Annotated in this window: 21 protein-coding genes; 19 read left to right on the top strand and 2 right to left on the bottom strand. The window is 38.8% G+C overall.

The features are described from left to right. Positions 1-131 precede the first annotated feature (131 nt). The 4 genes from ACCI51_RS03065 to ACCI51_RS03050 all read left to right on the top strand — a co-directional run bounded on the left by ACCI51_RS03065 (position 132) and on the right by ACCI51_RS03050 (position 4,479). Complete coding sequence (locus ACCI51_RS03065; RefSeq protein ID WP_371842557.1) at positions 132-608, top strand: hypothetical protein; 477 nt, start codon at positions 132-134, stop codon at positions 606-608. Further along, positions 605-871 (top strand): hypothetical protein, encoded by a 267-nt coding sequence (locus tag ACCI51_RS03060; protein WP_371842556.1) that lies wholly within the window; start codon positions 605-607, stop codon positions 869-871. The genes ACCI51_RS03065 and ACCI51_RS03060 overlap by 4 nt, the downstream gene beginning before the upstream one ends. Before the next feature lie 791 nt (positions 872-1,662). Then, on the top strand, positions 1,663-2,556 hold the full coding sequence (locus tag ACCI51_RS03055) for a hypothetical protein (RefSeq protein WP_371842555.1): 894 nt from the start codon (positions 1,663-1,665) through the stop codon (positions 2,554-2,556). A 96-nt stretch (positions 2,557-2,652) separates the two neighbouring features. Then, a complete protein-coding gene (locus ACCI51_RS03050; RefSeq protein ID WP_371842554.1) occupies positions 2,653-4,479 on the top strand; it encodes a hypothetical protein in 1,827 nt (608 codons plus the stop codon). Between the two features lie 261 nt (positions 4,480-4,740). On the opposite strand, the gene csrA is transcribed toward ACCI51_RS03050, so the two are convergent. Continuing rightward, entirely contained in the window at positions 4,741-4,920 is a 180-nt protein-coding gene (gene csrA / locus ACCI51_RS03045) for a carbon storage regulator CsrA (protein ID WP_371842553.1), read from the bottom strand. 1,443 nt (positions 4,921-6,363) lie between these two features. Between csrA and ACCI51_RS03040 the strand changes: the two genes are divergently transcribed. From ACCI51_RS03040 to ACCI51_RS02995, 10 genes are all read left to right on the top strand, one after another. Further along, entirely contained in the window at positions 6,364-6,903 is a 540-nt protein-coding gene (locus ACCI51_RS03040; RefSeq protein ID WP_371842552.1) for a hypothetical protein, read from the top strand. Further along, a complete protein-coding gene (locus tag ACCI51_RS03035; protein WP_371842551.1) occupies positions 6,900-7,082 on the top strand; it encodes a hypothetical protein in 183 nt (60 codons plus the stop codon). The genes ACCI51_RS03040 and ACCI51_RS03035 overlap by 4 nt, the downstream gene beginning before the upstream one ends. Continuing rightward, positions 7,072-7,212, top strand: a complete 141-nt coding sequence (locus ACCI51_RS03030; RefSeq protein ID WP_371842550.1) for a hypothetical protein — start codon at positions 7,072-7,074, stop codon at positions 7,210-7,212. The genes ACCI51_RS03035 and ACCI51_RS03030 overlap by 11 nt, the downstream gene beginning before the upstream one ends. A gap of 173 nt (positions 7,213-7,385) precedes the next feature. Further along, positions 7,386-7,565 (top strand): hypothetical protein, encoded by a 180-nt coding sequence (locus ACCI51_RS03025; protein ID WP_371842549.1) that lies wholly within the window; start codon positions 7,386-7,388, stop codon positions 7,563-7,565. 43 nt (positions 7,566-7,608) lie between these two features. Continuing rightward, positions 7,609-7,914 carry a hypothetical protein gene (locus ACCI51_RS03020; protein WP_371842548.1) on the top strand — a complete coding sequence of 102 codons (306 nt, stop codon included), beginning with the start codon at positions 7,609-7,611 and terminating at the stop codon, positions 7,912-7,914. A gap of 422 nt (positions 7,915-8,336) precedes the next feature. After that, a complete protein-coding gene (locus tag ACCI51_RS03015) occupies positions 8,337-8,849 on the top strand; it encodes an SF0329 family protein (RefSeq protein ID WP_371842547.1) in 513 nt (170 codons plus the stop codon). Between the two features lie 254 nt (positions 8,850-9,103). Continuing rightward, complete coding sequence (locus ACCI51_RS03010; RefSeq protein ID WP_371842546.1) at positions 9,104-9,595, top strand: GNAT family N-acetyltransferase; 492 nt, start codon at positions 9,104-9,106, stop codon at positions 9,593-9,595. After that, positions 9,592-10,026 carry a hypothetical protein gene (locus ACCI51_RS03005; RefSeq protein ID WP_371842545.1) on the top strand — a complete coding sequence of 145 codons (435 nt, stop codon included), beginning with the start codon at positions 9,592-9,594 and terminating at the stop codon, positions 10,024-10,026. The genes ACCI51_RS03010 and ACCI51_RS03005 overlap by 4 nt, the downstream gene beginning before the upstream one ends. Positions 10,027-10,419: 393 nt before the next feature. Beyond that, positions 10,420-10,884 carry an N-acetyltransferase gene (locus ACCI51_RS03000; protein ID WP_371842544.1) on the top strand — a complete coding sequence of 155 codons (465 nt, stop codon included), beginning with the start codon at positions 10,420-10,422 and terminating at the stop codon, positions 10,882-10,884. A gap of 121 nt (positions 10,885-11,005) precedes the next feature. Then, positions 11,006-11,239 carry a DUF5062 family protein gene (locus tag ACCI51_RS02995; protein ID WP_152452014.1) on the top strand — a complete coding sequence of 78 codons (234 nt, stop codon included), beginning with the start codon at positions 11,006-11,008 and terminating at the stop codon, positions 11,237-11,239. A 338-nt stretch (positions 11,240-11,577) separates the two neighbouring features. On the opposite strand, the gene ACCI51_RS02990 is transcribed toward ACCI51_RS02995, so the two are convergent. Further along, positions 11,578-11,715 carry a hypothetical protein gene (locus tag ACCI51_RS02990; RefSeq protein WP_299584811.1) on the bottom strand — a complete coding sequence of 46 codons (138 nt, stop codon included), beginning with the start codon at positions 11,713-11,715 and terminating at the stop codon, positions 11,578-11,580. A 161-nt stretch (positions 11,716-11,876) separates the two neighbouring features. Between ACCI51_RS02990 and ACCI51_RS02985 the strand changes: the two genes are divergently transcribed. From ACCI51_RS02985 to ACCI51_RS02965, 5 genes are all read left to right on the top strand, one after another. Beyond that, the gene (locus tag ACCI51_RS02985) at positions 11,877-12,140 is read left to right on the top strand and encodes a hypothetical protein (RefSeq protein WP_371842543.1); all 264 of its coding nucleotides are present in this window, start codon (positions 11,877-11,879) and stop codon (positions 12,138-12,140) included. A gap of 123 nt (positions 12,141-12,263) precedes the next feature. After that, a complete protein-coding gene (locus ACCI51_RS02980) occupies positions 12,264-12,890 on the top strand; it encodes a class I SAM-dependent methyltransferase (protein ID WP_371842542.1) in 627 nt (208 codons plus the stop codon). A 75-nt stretch (positions 12,891-12,965) separates the two neighbouring features. Continuing rightward, complete coding sequence (locus ACCI51_RS02975; RefSeq protein WP_252084102.1) at positions 12,966-13,355, top strand: VOC family protein; 390 nt, start codon at positions 12,966-12,968, stop codon at positions 13,353-13,355. Between the two features lie 275 nt (positions 13,356-13,630). Beyond that, positions 13,631-14,461 carry an MBL fold metallo-hydrolase gene (locus ACCI51_RS02970; protein ID WP_371842541.1) on the top strand — a complete coding sequence of 277 codons (831 nt, stop codon included), beginning with the start codon at positions 13,631-13,633 and terminating at the stop codon, positions 14,459-14,461. An 88-nt stretch (positions 14,462-14,549) separates the two neighbouring features. Beyond that, on the top strand, positions 14,550-14,774 hold the full coding sequence (locus ACCI51_RS02965) for a GNAT family N-acetyltransferase (RefSeq protein ID WP_371842540.1): 225 nt from the start codon (positions 14,550-14,552) through the stop codon (positions 14,772-14,774). Positions 14,775-14,901 lie beyond the last annotated feature (127 nt).

Below are 14,901 nucleotides of genomic sequence, written 5' to 3'. Positions count from 1 at the left end.
AAATCTATAACCTTCCGCAAGGATGAACTTTGTCTTGCCTTGGGGCAAATGAAGCCAGCCATATGGTCAGCTCTGGGCACTTTAATCAGATATAAATATTTGAAGTAGTTAGAGTCATATAAGGAAATAGAGTGGAGCAGTTCAAAACAACGGAAGACTTAAGGGACTCGATCAAAAGGCTAAGTAAATGGTTTGCAAGGCCAATTGTCGAAGGTGAGCACCCAACACTGCATGTCAATCCAAGCAGTACTAATCGGGAAGTCGTAAATGGCATCCAGAGAGATGATTACGTTTTCTCCGGGTGCGGCAACTGGATTATCCCTTCAGCAGAACACGGGCTCTCATTTTCTGGCCACTGGCAGCACTTAAAGGGTATCCACCGGATGAAGTCTAAAAGGAATCCGGGACAAAGAGTTCATGTATATTGGGTATTGGAAAAGGCTGATATTCCCGACGGTTTAGAGTTCATCGTAGATCCAACAGATAAAAAGAAGCAACATTACCTTCTTGCCGCCACAAAGAAAATGACCGTTTCAGAATTGCGCTCAAAATTAGAATGGGTCGCAGATAGAATGTCTGTAATTCGAGATGCACAGGATTCGTTATGATTGAATTTAGAAATATAAAAGAGAAAGAGCTATTGGTTCATTATGCAAATGAGTTTGGAGACTCAAATATTCTAAATATCATTGAGTCAGGTGTCAGTAGCGAATTAGAAGCAGCGGCTTTGGCTAAGTTCTACTGGAAAATAGTTGACGAAACAATTGAGGATAAAGATCTGGAGTATATTCTGGAAAGAATATACACAACCTTGCACATCCATTGTGGTAATAATGGGTACTCCGATGTTTGGGATAACGAAATACCTTAATCGTAGGCCCTAAGTACCACCAACTACCCTGAAATCTCTCGGCAGTAGTAAGAATAGAGGCACTGCCACAGGCCACCCTGCTGCCAACTTATCCACATCCCATTCCCCCGGAGTTGGAATCGGACCGCGAGGAAATCGAAAACTACCGCTTCCACGCCAGCTTCGAAAGCCTGCGCTACCACACTGCCAGCTAGTTCAATCCGGTAGACCCCATCTCTCTCGACCGCGCCATGGAGCGTGGGTGCAGTATCAAACCGAAACAGCGATACTACACCTTAGCAGAATTTTTGGGCGATCTGGCCAATCCAACCCCGGATTACCTAAGAGAAGATCTTACAGAGAAAGGAAGTTTCATTTTTTTGGAAGGTTGTTTGGCACTATAGCCCCAAATATAGAAAATGGTGCCCCGAATAGCTATGAAGCGCTTTGGTTTAGTCCATGGAATTGGATAACTATCACCAGTAAAATTTTTTTATAGTTTTTTACATATGGAATATATATTCATCGGTTTTCCTTATTTTCAATACCGGAGATCAAGAACGGCGTCATATTTCTACAATATCTTAAGGGCAAAGCCATTAAATTTTGATGAGTTAGTTCTTTAGCCAAAAGATACAAAATAACGGAAGACGTGGTAGCTAAATATAGCTACTAAATTAATTTAGTGACAGTCATCGCAAACATGCATATTTACTTGTCCTTCTGACTTAAACAGTTTTCAATTCTGGAAATATTCCGATAAGTGATATGATAATGATTCTTTGGGATGGTAGACATCAGAGGGATTAAGAGTGAAATTTGAATTTGGAGACCTATATAAGTTTACGGTCTCTTTAGGTGTAGTGATAGTCATACTTTCGACTTTGGCTCCTTGGCTTTTTCTAAAAGAGCCTTTTGATCTATACAGACCAGAAACGGAAATTAAAGCGCTTTCTGATACTGCAAAGGCTGTGGTTGCAAAAAGACAAAATGCTGTGTCATTCATAGTTGAATTTATTCCATGGTTCTCATCAATCGGATTTATTTTTGGCTCTATTTTCATTTACTTAGGATTGAAGAATTGGCACAGCAATCAAATTCACATTGATGAACAAACACGACTAGATGTTGAGATAAAAAAACAATCTCTTCGTAAAGCTACGAAAGATGAAATAGAAGAAAAAGAAGCTGTCGAGTATGAAGACTATAAAGTCGCAGAAGAATCTGATTTAGAAGCACATCTTGTTAGCTCACTTAGGAGACAGTACTCAAAAATAGAAGATCTTGCATACATGAAGTTTTCTGAAACCTACAAGGATAAATATGAGGTTCTCAGAAATATGATGGTTGCGGGAGTAGAATTAGATATCCTTTTAAAGGGTAAAAATATTTTCACTAAAGACCACATAATAGAAGTTAAATATATAAGAAAAGGGTTCAATTTTGGCTGGTTACGAGAAGCATATTTGAAAAATATATATGCAAAAAGTGTTTATTCTCAAATCACCAATAGATTACCAAATACATTATTGCTCATAGTAATTAACTCAGATGTATATAACGAAGAGAAGTATGATCGTTTGCTTAAGAAATTGAGAAATGAACAAGCAGGTAGAAAAGAAAAAGACCTTGTTCGTATGATTACTAAAGAAGATCTAGCCATATTAGACAGTACTAAACTACAAGAAACGGTGGCAATTTCCTAGCGAAAGTGTATGTGACAATCATTAATTTAGACCTTCGACATATTACCATTGGGTTATACATTTTTTCATTATATAAATTGAAAAACAGGAATCAGGATGTCCAAAAATAAAACAGAAAAAGATATAAGAAATCACCCTCTTGAACCATATGAACAACCAATGGTTTTTCTTTTTGATTTTGACGATACAGTTATAGAAAAACTAAATAAATTACGAATTAACAGTCAAAAAGGTAGCTTTGGCGCAGCTGTAAATGTCAACAATAAACAGCATGAAAAAAAGTATTTAAAACTTAATAATGACTATCCGGAGAACCTCCATGAATTTGACATAGTCATGTTGGACTTAACTAACAGCCACTCTAAAAACTACGTTTCTAGTCAACACCAATTAACTGGCTTATCCGGGAACTCAGCCCATGCTTTGTTGAGTACATATCCAGAACAGGTTTTCGACCCTAGGCCACTATCTATTAACATTGTCTCTGAACACCTAAGTGACATATTTGATAAGAAATCCTTTGTTATTGCCTTTTGCGGAAAAGAAAATATTGCTGACTACCAATTTGTAGAAATTACAGAACATGGAGCTAAAATAACTGGGCATGAGAAAGTTTCAAACTTTACGATCTACAAAGATTTCCCTAGATATAAATCTAGAAATGGTAAAAAAGTAAAATTGCCCGAGCAAGAATCAACATTATCACCACTATTTTTAAAGCATCTGAAAAACATTAACTTCGAAACAATATTTCATCACCCAACAGTTTGGAAAGATGGGAAACCTAAACTAGCAAATAACTTTTTTCCACTTCTAGTTAATGAAAGAGATGAAATCGTTAGTTATGCTCATTTTATTGAGGAGTCTATTGTCCTAATATTTCCTGACATTAAAGATAAACCCAACTTTGTATCAGAGCTTTTCAAAAGCTACTTACCGGAGATTAAACCCGAAATATTCCCATTTCATGGTGAATTTAAATGGCTAAATAGTGGCGACTATCCGCTTCCCGGTGAAACCGAGTTGCTGCAAGAAAGAGTGAAGTTGGAAGAGAAGTTTAATCAAGACATTGCTGAAAATGAAAAACAATTAGATTCATTGAAGGTTAAATACAAATTTTTATCTGACTTGATTACTGAGACTGGAGAAGCTCTAGTTTCTTCTGTAGAAGAATACCTTAAATGGTTAGGATTCGAATCTGTTATTAATCTAGACGATACAAATCCAGATCTTCTTGAAGAGGATATCCAAGTTGATTGTAAAGACCGGTTTTTGATTGTTGAAATTAAAGGTATTGGTGGGACATCTACAGATAAAGATTGCTCCCAAATCAGCAAAATCAAATATAGACGAGCTGAGCAACGAGGAAAATTTGATGTATTTGGACTATACATTGTGAACCATCAACGATATTTTCCTCCAAAAGCAAGAACCAACCCTCCTTTCACTAAAGACCAAATCAAAGATGCTGATCATGATAGCCGGGGGCTTATAACTACATATGATCTATATAAAGCCTACTTCCTTATTGAGAAAGGAATTCTGCAAAAATCTGAAGTTAGAGAGTCGCTATTTAAAACTGGATTAATTACTCTAGAGCCAAAGGGTATTACATCAATCGGCGTCCCACATGAATTATTTTCAAATGGTCTAGTTGCTATTGTAAACTTAAATAATACTGAAATAGTTGTAGGCGATATACTAATTGTTAAATCACAAGGAGAATACACAAACGCGATGATTTTATCTTTGCACGTTGATGATAAACAAGTAAACAGCTGTAAATCAGGCGAGGTCGGAATCAAGTTAGATCAGAAGCTAAGAAGGAACTCGGAGCTTTTTGTGAAAACAATGTCAACCTTGGACATCAATGGTTTTGAAGATAAAAAGCTTGATGTAGATATGTGCCTAAGTACTTCATAGATGGCATTTACTTCTCAAGACGAGCGGTAACACTATGCGAGAAATCTTGTTAAGAATTACAAAAATAACCACAATTTTATGGCATCAATAGATTGCACTATTAGAAGAAGTGTTAAGCGCGTATGCTGAGGGTTTAACCAGAGTTTCACAAGATAACAGTACCGTAATCGCTATGAAATACGCGGCTGGAACGACCTACGCTGGGTTCCAGCCTCCCTATAAATCGAAGGCCCTCATCTCGCGACTAAGTTCTCATCGATTTTAATTTCCCATAGTCTGCTCCTTTTGAACACGCAAATATATTTCCTCACGGTGAACGGCTAGAGATTTGGGAGCACATATTCCTATCTTCACCTGATTCCCCTTAACTTCCAATACAGTGACTGAAACATTGGTCCCAATCCTTAAGTTTTCACCAGTCCGGCGCTTTAAGATCAACATATTTATTTCCTACTGATACTCAAACCATGGGTGGACCTTCTCTGATAGAAGGCTGAGAAAGTAATACTTTGAGGAAATACGGGGTGGTGCGCGGGAACGGTAGGCATAGAAGAAAAAAAGGCAGGCACAACGCCTCCAGAGCTTGGGGAATCGCACCAAGCCGCTGAATGTACTCCACTTTATTGAAGACGAGCGGGTTTCTAGCGTATGATCCATATAGCCATTTTGATAGGTGGTTTATCAATTTGGTCAGCTGGCCCCTGGTGTTGCTGCACCTTGGGTCAGCGCCTTTTACTGTCTCTTACGTCACGCTACCGTTCTCCTGTGAGAAGATGGTTCTTTAGAAAACTCTTAGATGTCTTGATTCTCTCGAACCCCTTTGGCCCTTGGTCATCGGCCTTCAAAAGGCCACCCAATTCCGGCCAAAATACCAATAAATATCTATCGATTCTACGCAGCTTTGACACTAAAACAAACTGAATAAAATCCAATAAGATCATTTTTGTGCCTATATTTTTATGCTCCTTAGCTTAGATAATTTGCGTTATCCATAAGAGTGATGGTTTAGGTGGTTACTCCTTACTCGCTCTCACGTGAGAAATAAAAGCAATTAATTATTAAAACCGCCACTCAATGTGTCTTTCTTGTGTCTATAGAAAATATTCCAATAGCCCAGGTATTGCAGTGAGACATGTGGGGTTGTCCCTTTTTAGTCGCAATGCCATTCTCATAAAGCACTTAAAATCCCATTTAATCGGTACACTTGTTCCTATCTCTGCATAGGTGTTTTTTCGCTTGTACTGGATATCTTACCGATTGATATATCGGCTCTAAGTATAGTTATTTGCCATTTTGGCATTGGTCGACAAGTGATATGATCCAGCTTCAGTTGAGCACACTATTAAAGCTCTTTGGCAGGAAAGCATGAACTATAGAAATCTACTGTTAAAAAGAGGGTTTGGTTTCCATTAGCAATTCATAGCTAATGGAGATCTATATGGGGTATTTTCGACACCCTAAAACCAAGAACGAGATGAAGCAATACTATGCTTCGTTGGAAAATGAACTAGAGATCCCAATAAAGATTAGAAACCGTCGTCGGCCAAAATGTTTGCCAAACGCTTGGGACGACTACTTTCCTAGTAATATCACTAATCGTAATTGGAAGCTGTTTCGAAGGAAACAGTGGAAGGGGTAGTCATCCACTTTAACAAGACGCTCCTGCTGAAATCATAAGCTCCGGCTTTGACTCTACTTATGATTTCAGCAGCGCTTGGTGTTGTATTACACCAAGATTCAAATTAGGACGATAGTAATATTGGATACCATGAATTGCTCATGTAAATCTGGTAACTGGATCAAACTTTATGGGATCTTACAAACTAAGAGAAAATACCTTTTCAAATATAATGGAACTATTTTAATTTTAGTATAAGGAATACTATGGAAGCTTTAAATTTTCACAATTACCCCGCTGTTATTGGATACTACCAAGCTCTCAGAAAAGAAGTTTGGTCAATCACACAAGAGTCATGGCCTCAGTCATCAATAAAGGGCATTAGCTTGAAGACAGCAAGACTGGCTGACTCTTGGAAAGAGATGAGAGGAGCAAATCTAAGATCATCGAGAGCCAGTTGGGACTGGGAGCCAGAATTTAATGCATATCAGAAGAAGCCAAAAAGATATGAAATGTCAGTTTGGTTTGAGAATCAACTTTGCGGACTTTGTTATGGCTTTGCATCCAAGCATGGCACAAAGGTAAGAATGAATCTTATAGAATCCACACCGGTAAGACCAAACCCTTTGGGCGAAGGTGTCTTTCCAATATTGTCTTTTGGAGCTACTGTTTATGCCAACTTGATTAGTGCTGATGAGGTTTGGGTTTTAGACCCCGTAAAAGGTGCAATAGATTATTACGAAAACCAAGGGTTCTCAGCGCCTGAAATCTATCACGGAAAAAGAGTAGGAATGAAAAAATTATGAGTGACTATAAATTCACACAAGAAGAGAAGGATCGAATTAATAAAATCCGCTCAAAGATGAGGGAACATGCTGAAGATGTAAAAAAGAAATCAAAAGATACAACAATAGAAGAACCATCGGGAAAACAAACGAATCCAACAGAAATTGACCGTATGAGAGATCGAAAAAATGACGATTAAAGACAAACAGATTAGTAAGGAAGATATTAGAAAGTTTGTTGAGAAAAACAAATCTAAAATATTGCAAGAAGCTAAAGAGGTTGAGACGGCCATAAAGTCAAATAAATTAAAGAGCCAGCAGAAACTATGAATCTTATATAGAGTAGCTCTGTGTGACACAAGGTAATAAGCTTGGACATGCATAGATTTGTACATCAACACCTTGCAAGTACATGAAACAAAAGGTGTAAAATGCCATTTAATTATAAAGATCTTACCTATATTAGAGCTTCCATTCAGGCATATGAAGGCATATGAAGGCATATGAAGGCATATGAAGGCATTCTAAACCAAACAACTGAAGAAGAATGTGAAGAAGAAGAATTCTCAGAAATTCAAGATGATATTATGTATTTAGGACGCTTGTTAGCTCTAGTTAATCGAGAAATAGAAGAGGCTGAATCTTCGGGACCATCTTTAAATCCGGTAAGGTCTAGGGATTGATTTATAGCTATCTATCGCAAAGGTTAGAATTTGTTTCTTACCCATGATTACTTATAAGTTTCCTGAAGAAAAAGAATATGGAGAGTTCTACGCAAAGAAGTTAGATGACGAACTTAGCCTACAATTCCTTCAAAATGGCATTATTTTAGACAAATCTCAAGCCGAGCATATCTGTCATTTCTTTTGGGCTATGGTAGATGCATCCATTGAGGACGAAAATAACGGAGTAAAGCTTCAATGGAATGAAGGAGCTGAATTTTGGAACGAAAAATTAATGAACTCCATTTCGGCTCACCTTGAAGCCTTAGACTATGAAGAAGAGTGGGAAAACGAAGTCGATAAGCAATAGGCATGTCTAGGAAGGATAGAGCGCGCGCAGCCGCGATCTATCCAGATGTTGACGTCCTTAGCTCCCCGAGTAGATAGCATCTATGAGTGTTAATGAATTTCAATCCTGCTGATATATGTGATAACCAAATGAAGAAGATAGTGATCTTAATTTTGATGATGTTAAGCTTGTATACGTTCGGATTCTTTACTCAATCCTTAGTTTATTCTCAATTGGGTATTAATCTTAATAAGTATCTATATGCTCCATGGATCAAACATTTAGAAATGGACAACCCTATAAAGGTAATTTATAACAAAAGCGTAGAGTTCTGGTGTTCTCGTTTAGAAGGATGTAGTTATCCGGACCCTAATTTTTGATTGGCCACAGCATTTGAATCCATTTGTCCGTGAGATGTTATTGGTAATTAGGAGTATCATCCAATGAAATGGAGCAAGCTCAAATCTCTAGTTGAAGAAAAATTTTCTCCATCCCTGGATAGCCGCATCTCTATCAACAGTACCAGTTATGGAAACTGTTCATGTGGACATGCCTGGTTGACTCTTGATAAAGAGGTCATAGCAAACTTCTGTACAAGGGCCTTTTGGAATAGAGCGAATGGTAATTTCTATCGAAAAGATAATCGGTGGGTAACAGATTCCGATGTGCCTGAGCACGTAAGTGAAAAGCAGAAAATATCTTATGGTGAGATGGAATATGGAGAATTATCTCGGCAAGATGCCTATCAAGCCTGCTGGGAATTCGTTCATACCCTCAAAATTGATGAAGCTATAAACTCCGAGAATCCATTGATTCAATCCCTAGCCACACTGGATAAGCGTTTAGGAAAACGTAGGCTTAAAGAAATAGACACTTCGACTTTACACCCACTAGCAAAAAAATTGTTGGCCATAAGGTTGGAATCAGAGGGATTAAGGATTACGGTTTGCACATAAGATATTTGCTTCAACGTTATTCTGAAGATTTCAATTCCCTTGTTACGCATGAAATAATTGTTGAATACTAGGATAGATGTGTGAAAAAACCTAGGTTCATCCCAGGGTCTCGGATCTCATTTATAATGAGAGAATGACATTACTCGTAAACGCCCGATACTTACGATTGACAAGGATATAATACGGTCCTTCACATAGGATCACCTTCTTAATTTGCTGTCGCTGATGAGTCGCTACGGTAGAGTTTCTAGAAAATGCTTAAGCTAAGACAGTTTGATAAATCTGATATTAATTCAATAATGTTGTACCTTAATGATAATGAGGTAACGCGATATATAACAGATGCTATACCTCAACCCTATACAGAGAGTGATGCTCGTTGGTGGGTTGAAAATAGTGAGAGTTCAAGCCTAACAAAAGCGATCGAGTACAAAGGAGAGCTTGTAGGATGTATATCGGCTAAGGTGGGTGAGTTTGAATATAGCTGCAGCGCTGAACTGGGTTACTGGATTGGAAGGCAATTCTGGAGCAATGGAATTGCTACTGAGGCAGTTCGAGTCTTTACGGATATGCTTTTTAAATATACAGATATCGTCCGGTTATTTGTTTCTGTAGTTTCCATAAATGGTGCATCTATTAGAGTCCTAGAGAAAAATGGCTATTTGTATGAAGGTACTCTTCGAAAAGCGTCATGTAAAAATGGCCAATACTTCGATGAACATTTATATTCAAAAATTAGTGAATGACAATAATCGAAGCCAAGATCAAAGGTTTACTGCATGGCCCACCGTTTCACCACACGCTATACCCTATGACTGAGTTCTTACACAAATTTGCATGCTTCGATTGTCAGGTCGCCTTTAAGCGCCAGGCACTTGAGGATGCATCATCAGGCTCAGCTCATCAATCTGATTCAGACATCATCTACAAGTGTCCAAACTGTGGTCATCGTATGGCATTTATGGGGCGCAACTTTGCCGCACCATCTAAAAATGACTCATCCGGTTGGGCAGCAGCAAAAAGCCTCTGGGAAGCAGGATTTCGTTTTGTGGGTAACGGTTATCATGATGATCCCGCGTTTCCTAAAATAAAACCTGACGTTAACTCATTTATTGAGCAAAATCCTGAACATAAACAGAGAGTTGGTATAAAGCAGCAATGGAAAAATTATTCCTGACAAGCGTTTGTAGGTCCCCTGAGCAACATAAAAGGGGGTAGCATCCGTTTAGCACCAGCCGTACCTAAATCAAGCTATATTCCGGTAAAGAATGAACATCGAAGATAAGATAAAGTCAGTCGAGTGGAAACAATATCAAGGACAGCTTCGTATACCCACAGTAACATATACACCAAACTATTGATTTTTAACGGTTTACACCTATGATCAAAAGGAACAAAATAACAAGACATATACGGCCGCCATATATCCATTAGAGTAATTTCGCGACGGTGCTTGCTAACATGCTGATTCATCTATTTTTTCTGATTGGAGAGGCTTCCCACTCTGGAGATAAGTTAACAAATGATATGATGCAGCTTCTTTTGAATATCCTGTTAGAAGTAGCGAGATATGAGCGAAATTAAATATTTGAGTTTCAACGATGTAGATCCAGAAGATTTCTTGGCGGTTGTTAATGAAAAAGCATTGAGAAAGCATCTAATTGATCATGCGCTTTTTGATTCCATCAGTATTAGAGACTGGATGGAAGCCAAGATTAAAATAGAGTCAATGTCTGGTTGTCGTGTTCGAGCGATCTATATAGGCGGAATGCTTGCTGGTTGGTGTGGAATTCAGCCAGATAATAATGGCTTCGAGTTTGCAATTGTAATATCTCAAAAATTCTGGGGTTTTGGACGCACAATATTCAAAACATTAATGTGTTGGGCTAAAGAGCTAGGGCATAAAGAAATAGTATTTCACCTACTCGGAAGTAGGCCTGAATATAAAGCTCTTAATAGAATCGCCACCAAAGTTTATAAAACAGAGCTATTAGGACAGTGGTTTACGACGTATTATATTTCGGTAGATACGTAATGCCTAAAATAATTTCTAATAAGTTGTAGCAGTTTTCCCCTTCGGGGCCGGACACTCGTACTTCGCGCCGCTGTGCAAAGCGTTAGGTGTATAATATCAACGACCTCTTTGAGACATGATAATGAAGAAACTCAAAAATGAAAAAGAGTTAGTAAAAAAGGCTATAGCGCTTGGTACTGCATATGGTACCAAGCGAGGGGTGGTCGAATTCGAAGCTACCGATTCAGCTCACGAGAAACTCGAATATATTTATCGTCTTTTAGTTCACGATAAAGTAATTCAACCGCTTCAAGAAGACAAAATATCACAGAAGGCTATCATGCATCGGTTGGCAATTTGGGCTTCAAAGCAATGAGCGCTTTGATAAGGTTTTCACCATACAAGGCAATGTAGCGCGCACTAAGGTTGCTAGTACTGGACAAATTCTCCGTGACCTTTTTGTGCTTTAACGCTACGTTAGCACAAATAGGTCACTCCAAATTTTCCGATAATTGCGGCGTTAAACTCCACCCCACCTCAACCCCGCCTCAACCCCGCCTCAACCCCGCCTCTAGGCTAAGCCTTATAGGATATTTCTGTCCATCAGCTGGTAGTTTTGCCAACGGCTTCCTCCTCACGGTGTTGCAGTTGCCATTCGCTAGTAGTTAGCATTTAATGAAAGCCATTAAATGATGATCTTCCTACAGGAGATTTTCACGCCATTAGTTCACGCCCATGCTGGGCGTACCAAGCGCCTACAACCTGATCTCCGGCCACTGTCACCTTTTTACCAAAATCCCGGCAAAAAAGACGCCAGTAGCCTCCGGCAATTGAGGCGATTGTATCTTTCATCGTAATTGGCACTAATTATTATGCTCTTTAAGGGATCGTGTAAATGTAACCGTTGGCGGGTTGAAGTTCAGTTAGCTGGACCGCTCGAAGGTTTGAACCCGCGCGTTTGCGATTGTAATTATTGCCAAGCCAACCCATCACGTATTATAAGTGATCCAAATATGTTAGTGGTTTTCATTGGTGATGGGATTTTAACTAAACAAAATGGTGATCAGCTTGCTAATTTCTACCATTGTAGAACTTGTAATGAACTACTAGCCGTAGGCTGCACTATAAATGGTCAGCTTCGCGGAGCAGTAAATCCCAATTTATTGCAAGACGTGAATCAACTTGGCAACCCTATTCAAATTCAGCCAAGACTGTTGAGTGCCGGTGAAAAAATCGAACGTTGGGATAAGTTGTGGGGTGTCCTTAATGGGTTGTAAAAACATAAAAATCTAAGGTTGTCGTGCGCTTCGGGCTGCAGCTGAGGCTTTATGAGTCACGAATCACGAATCACGAATCACGAATCAGCGCGATCATGCCTTGGCATTTATATAGGAACTGATATGGATAGATCTGGTAAGTTCTGGGATAGAAAAGCAGAGGGGTATGCTAGGAGCCCTATTTCTGATGAGGCAAGTTATCAGAAGAAGCTCTCTGATACTCAAAAATTCTTTACGCCCGATATGAATATTTTGGAGTTTGGTTGCGGAACAGGGACTACAGCGATTCACCACGCTCCGCATGTACAACATATTGAAGCGGTAGATATTTCCGAAAACATGCTTGAGATTGGTCGAACTAAGGCCAGGAAAGCCTGTATCGATAATATTAAATTTACCAAAAGTACTTTAACCGAATTCAATGCTGAGCCTGCGATTTTTGATGCCATATTGGGTCTAAATGTTATTCACTTATTACCAGATAGAAGAGATGTTTTGGCAGAAGCTGCTAGAATCCTCAAGCCCGGTGGTGTTTTCGTGAGCAGTACCGTTTGTCTGGGTAATTCCTATATGCGGTTTATTAAGCACTTGGTACCTCTGGGAAAATTCATGGGCCTAATGCCTGATGTATTCATTCTAACAGAAGTAAAATTAGCGAAAGAAATTCAAGATGCTGGGTTTACCATTGAAGTCCAATGGCGCCATGGAATGCATAATATGGTAATTTTCATTATTGCGCGTAAAATATGAATGATCTTTCTAAAACTTCGTTATGTCTCCAGAAATACAAACCATACTTAGATACTTAACAGTGAGGATACTCAAATGAATACAAATGCAGTTTGTTGGTTTGAAATTTATGTAAATGATATGGTTCGTGCAAAGTCCTTTTATGAAGCTGTTCTCAAGCAGGAGTTAACTCGACTGGACAATCCTGATGAAGTAAAAGACTTTCCTCAACCCGAGATGTGGGCATTTCCAATGAAACAAGAGCCGGGTGCAAGTGGAGCAATTTGTAAAATGGAGGGTGTTGAAGCTGGAGGTAATAGCACTCTAGCGTATTTTGATAGCGAAGATTGTTCTGTTGAACTGGCCAGAGTTGAGCCAGCAGGTGGGAAGGTAGTAGTGCCTAAAATGTCTATTGGAGAGCACGGTTTTATCGCAATAGCGCAAGATACCGAGGGAAATAATATCGGTTTTCATTCAATGAAATAGCTAGTTATCGCCAGCAAACATTAATTCACATAACTGGTTACTTAAATATCGTACATTGCCTTCATCAAGGCACTAAGTTGTGCTCAAAATTAAGCCGGCTTACCCTATTGATGAAATTAAATTTAGTGTGGGATAGCTACGGCTAGCAATTATGTGCAGTTAACGTTTTTGGCTAGCCTTACTAAAGTAGCCCACTACCACCCCGTATCCAAAGTGCAACTGACAAAGCCGTTACACACCAAAGAACCATTTATCACAATGCAAGAGGATGGGTTTTGAAAGGATTTATAATTCTGACCTCCACTTTATTTCTACTCACCAGCTCTATCGCTTTATCAAGTAGCATAAGTGTGCAAAAAGTTTCTGAACACCTACATATCTTGAGTGGAAAAGATTACGGAACGAATATTGGCTTAGTAGCAACGAAAAATGGATTGGTACTCATTGATCCTATGCCAGGAAATAATCAGTTAAGTGCGTTAGATGAAAAAATTCGATCAATTTACGATAAGCCTATCTCCTTCATCTTAAACACACACGCACATTCCGACCATACCGGCGGAAATGCGCACTTTGAAAAGCAAGGTGGAAAACTGATAGAGAGCAGCTTCAATTTAGATGAACTCACTCACATTAAAGTCAAGTCTCATACAACAATCGACAATATCTATTACCATAAGGAAAGTAATTCTATATTTGTTGGTGATGTATTCGATACCAGCTGGCATCCAACATTTTATGCTGGCGGAATTAAAGGTTTTAATGAAGCCATTGAGGCCATTTTAAATCTGGGTGATGATCAGAGTTTGATAATACCTGGGCATGGCTCTCCAGCAAACAAGTCATCTTTGCTTGAATTCATAAAAAATACTTTTACATGGATAAATAAAATTCAAGAGCTTAACCAAAAAGGGTTGGGTGTGGAGCAAATAATGATTGACACACAAGTTAAGGATATTTTGGAAAAGTTCAATATAAATAACAAATCGCCATTCCTACCCCAAAAAGCTTATAAAAGATTTATAGAAAGAACTATTTCAGTGATAAATGATGAGAAGAGTATACGACATGCCGGTTCTCACGGTATCAAACACCTATCAGAATAATAGATGAAAGCAGAGACAATAGGTAAAAGCGATTATTTAACGCTGATTGAAATATGGGAGGCTTCTGTTCGAACTTCTCACGTTTTTTTTGCAGGAAGAAGATATTGTCATTCTTAAACCGCTCATCTTAGAACAATACTTCGGCTCAGTAGAGCTGATATGTGCAAAGAATGAAGATGGAAGGATTTTCGGATTTTGTGGAGTTCTTAATGGGAATATTGAAATGCTGTTCATTTCGCCTGAATCAAGAGGCTCAGGTGTTGGAACTTTTTTAACAAGGTATGCCGTTGAAAATCTAGGTGCTACAAAGTAGACGTCAACGAACAGAACCTGCAAGCCCTAGGGTTCTATAAGCATTTAGGTTTTACGGTAGTCGGTAAATCTCCCCTAGACGGTCAAGGAAGGCCGTATCCTCTACTGCATATGGAGCTTGATAAAAT

It is taken from the genome of Microbulbifer echini, assembly GCF_041447225.1.
GTDB classification, from domain to species: Bacteria; Pseudomonadota; Gammaproteobacteria; order Pseudomonadales; family Cellvibrionaceae; genus Microbulbifer; species Microbulbifer echini.
This window is presented reverse-complemented; position numbering and strand designations above follow the sequence as displayed.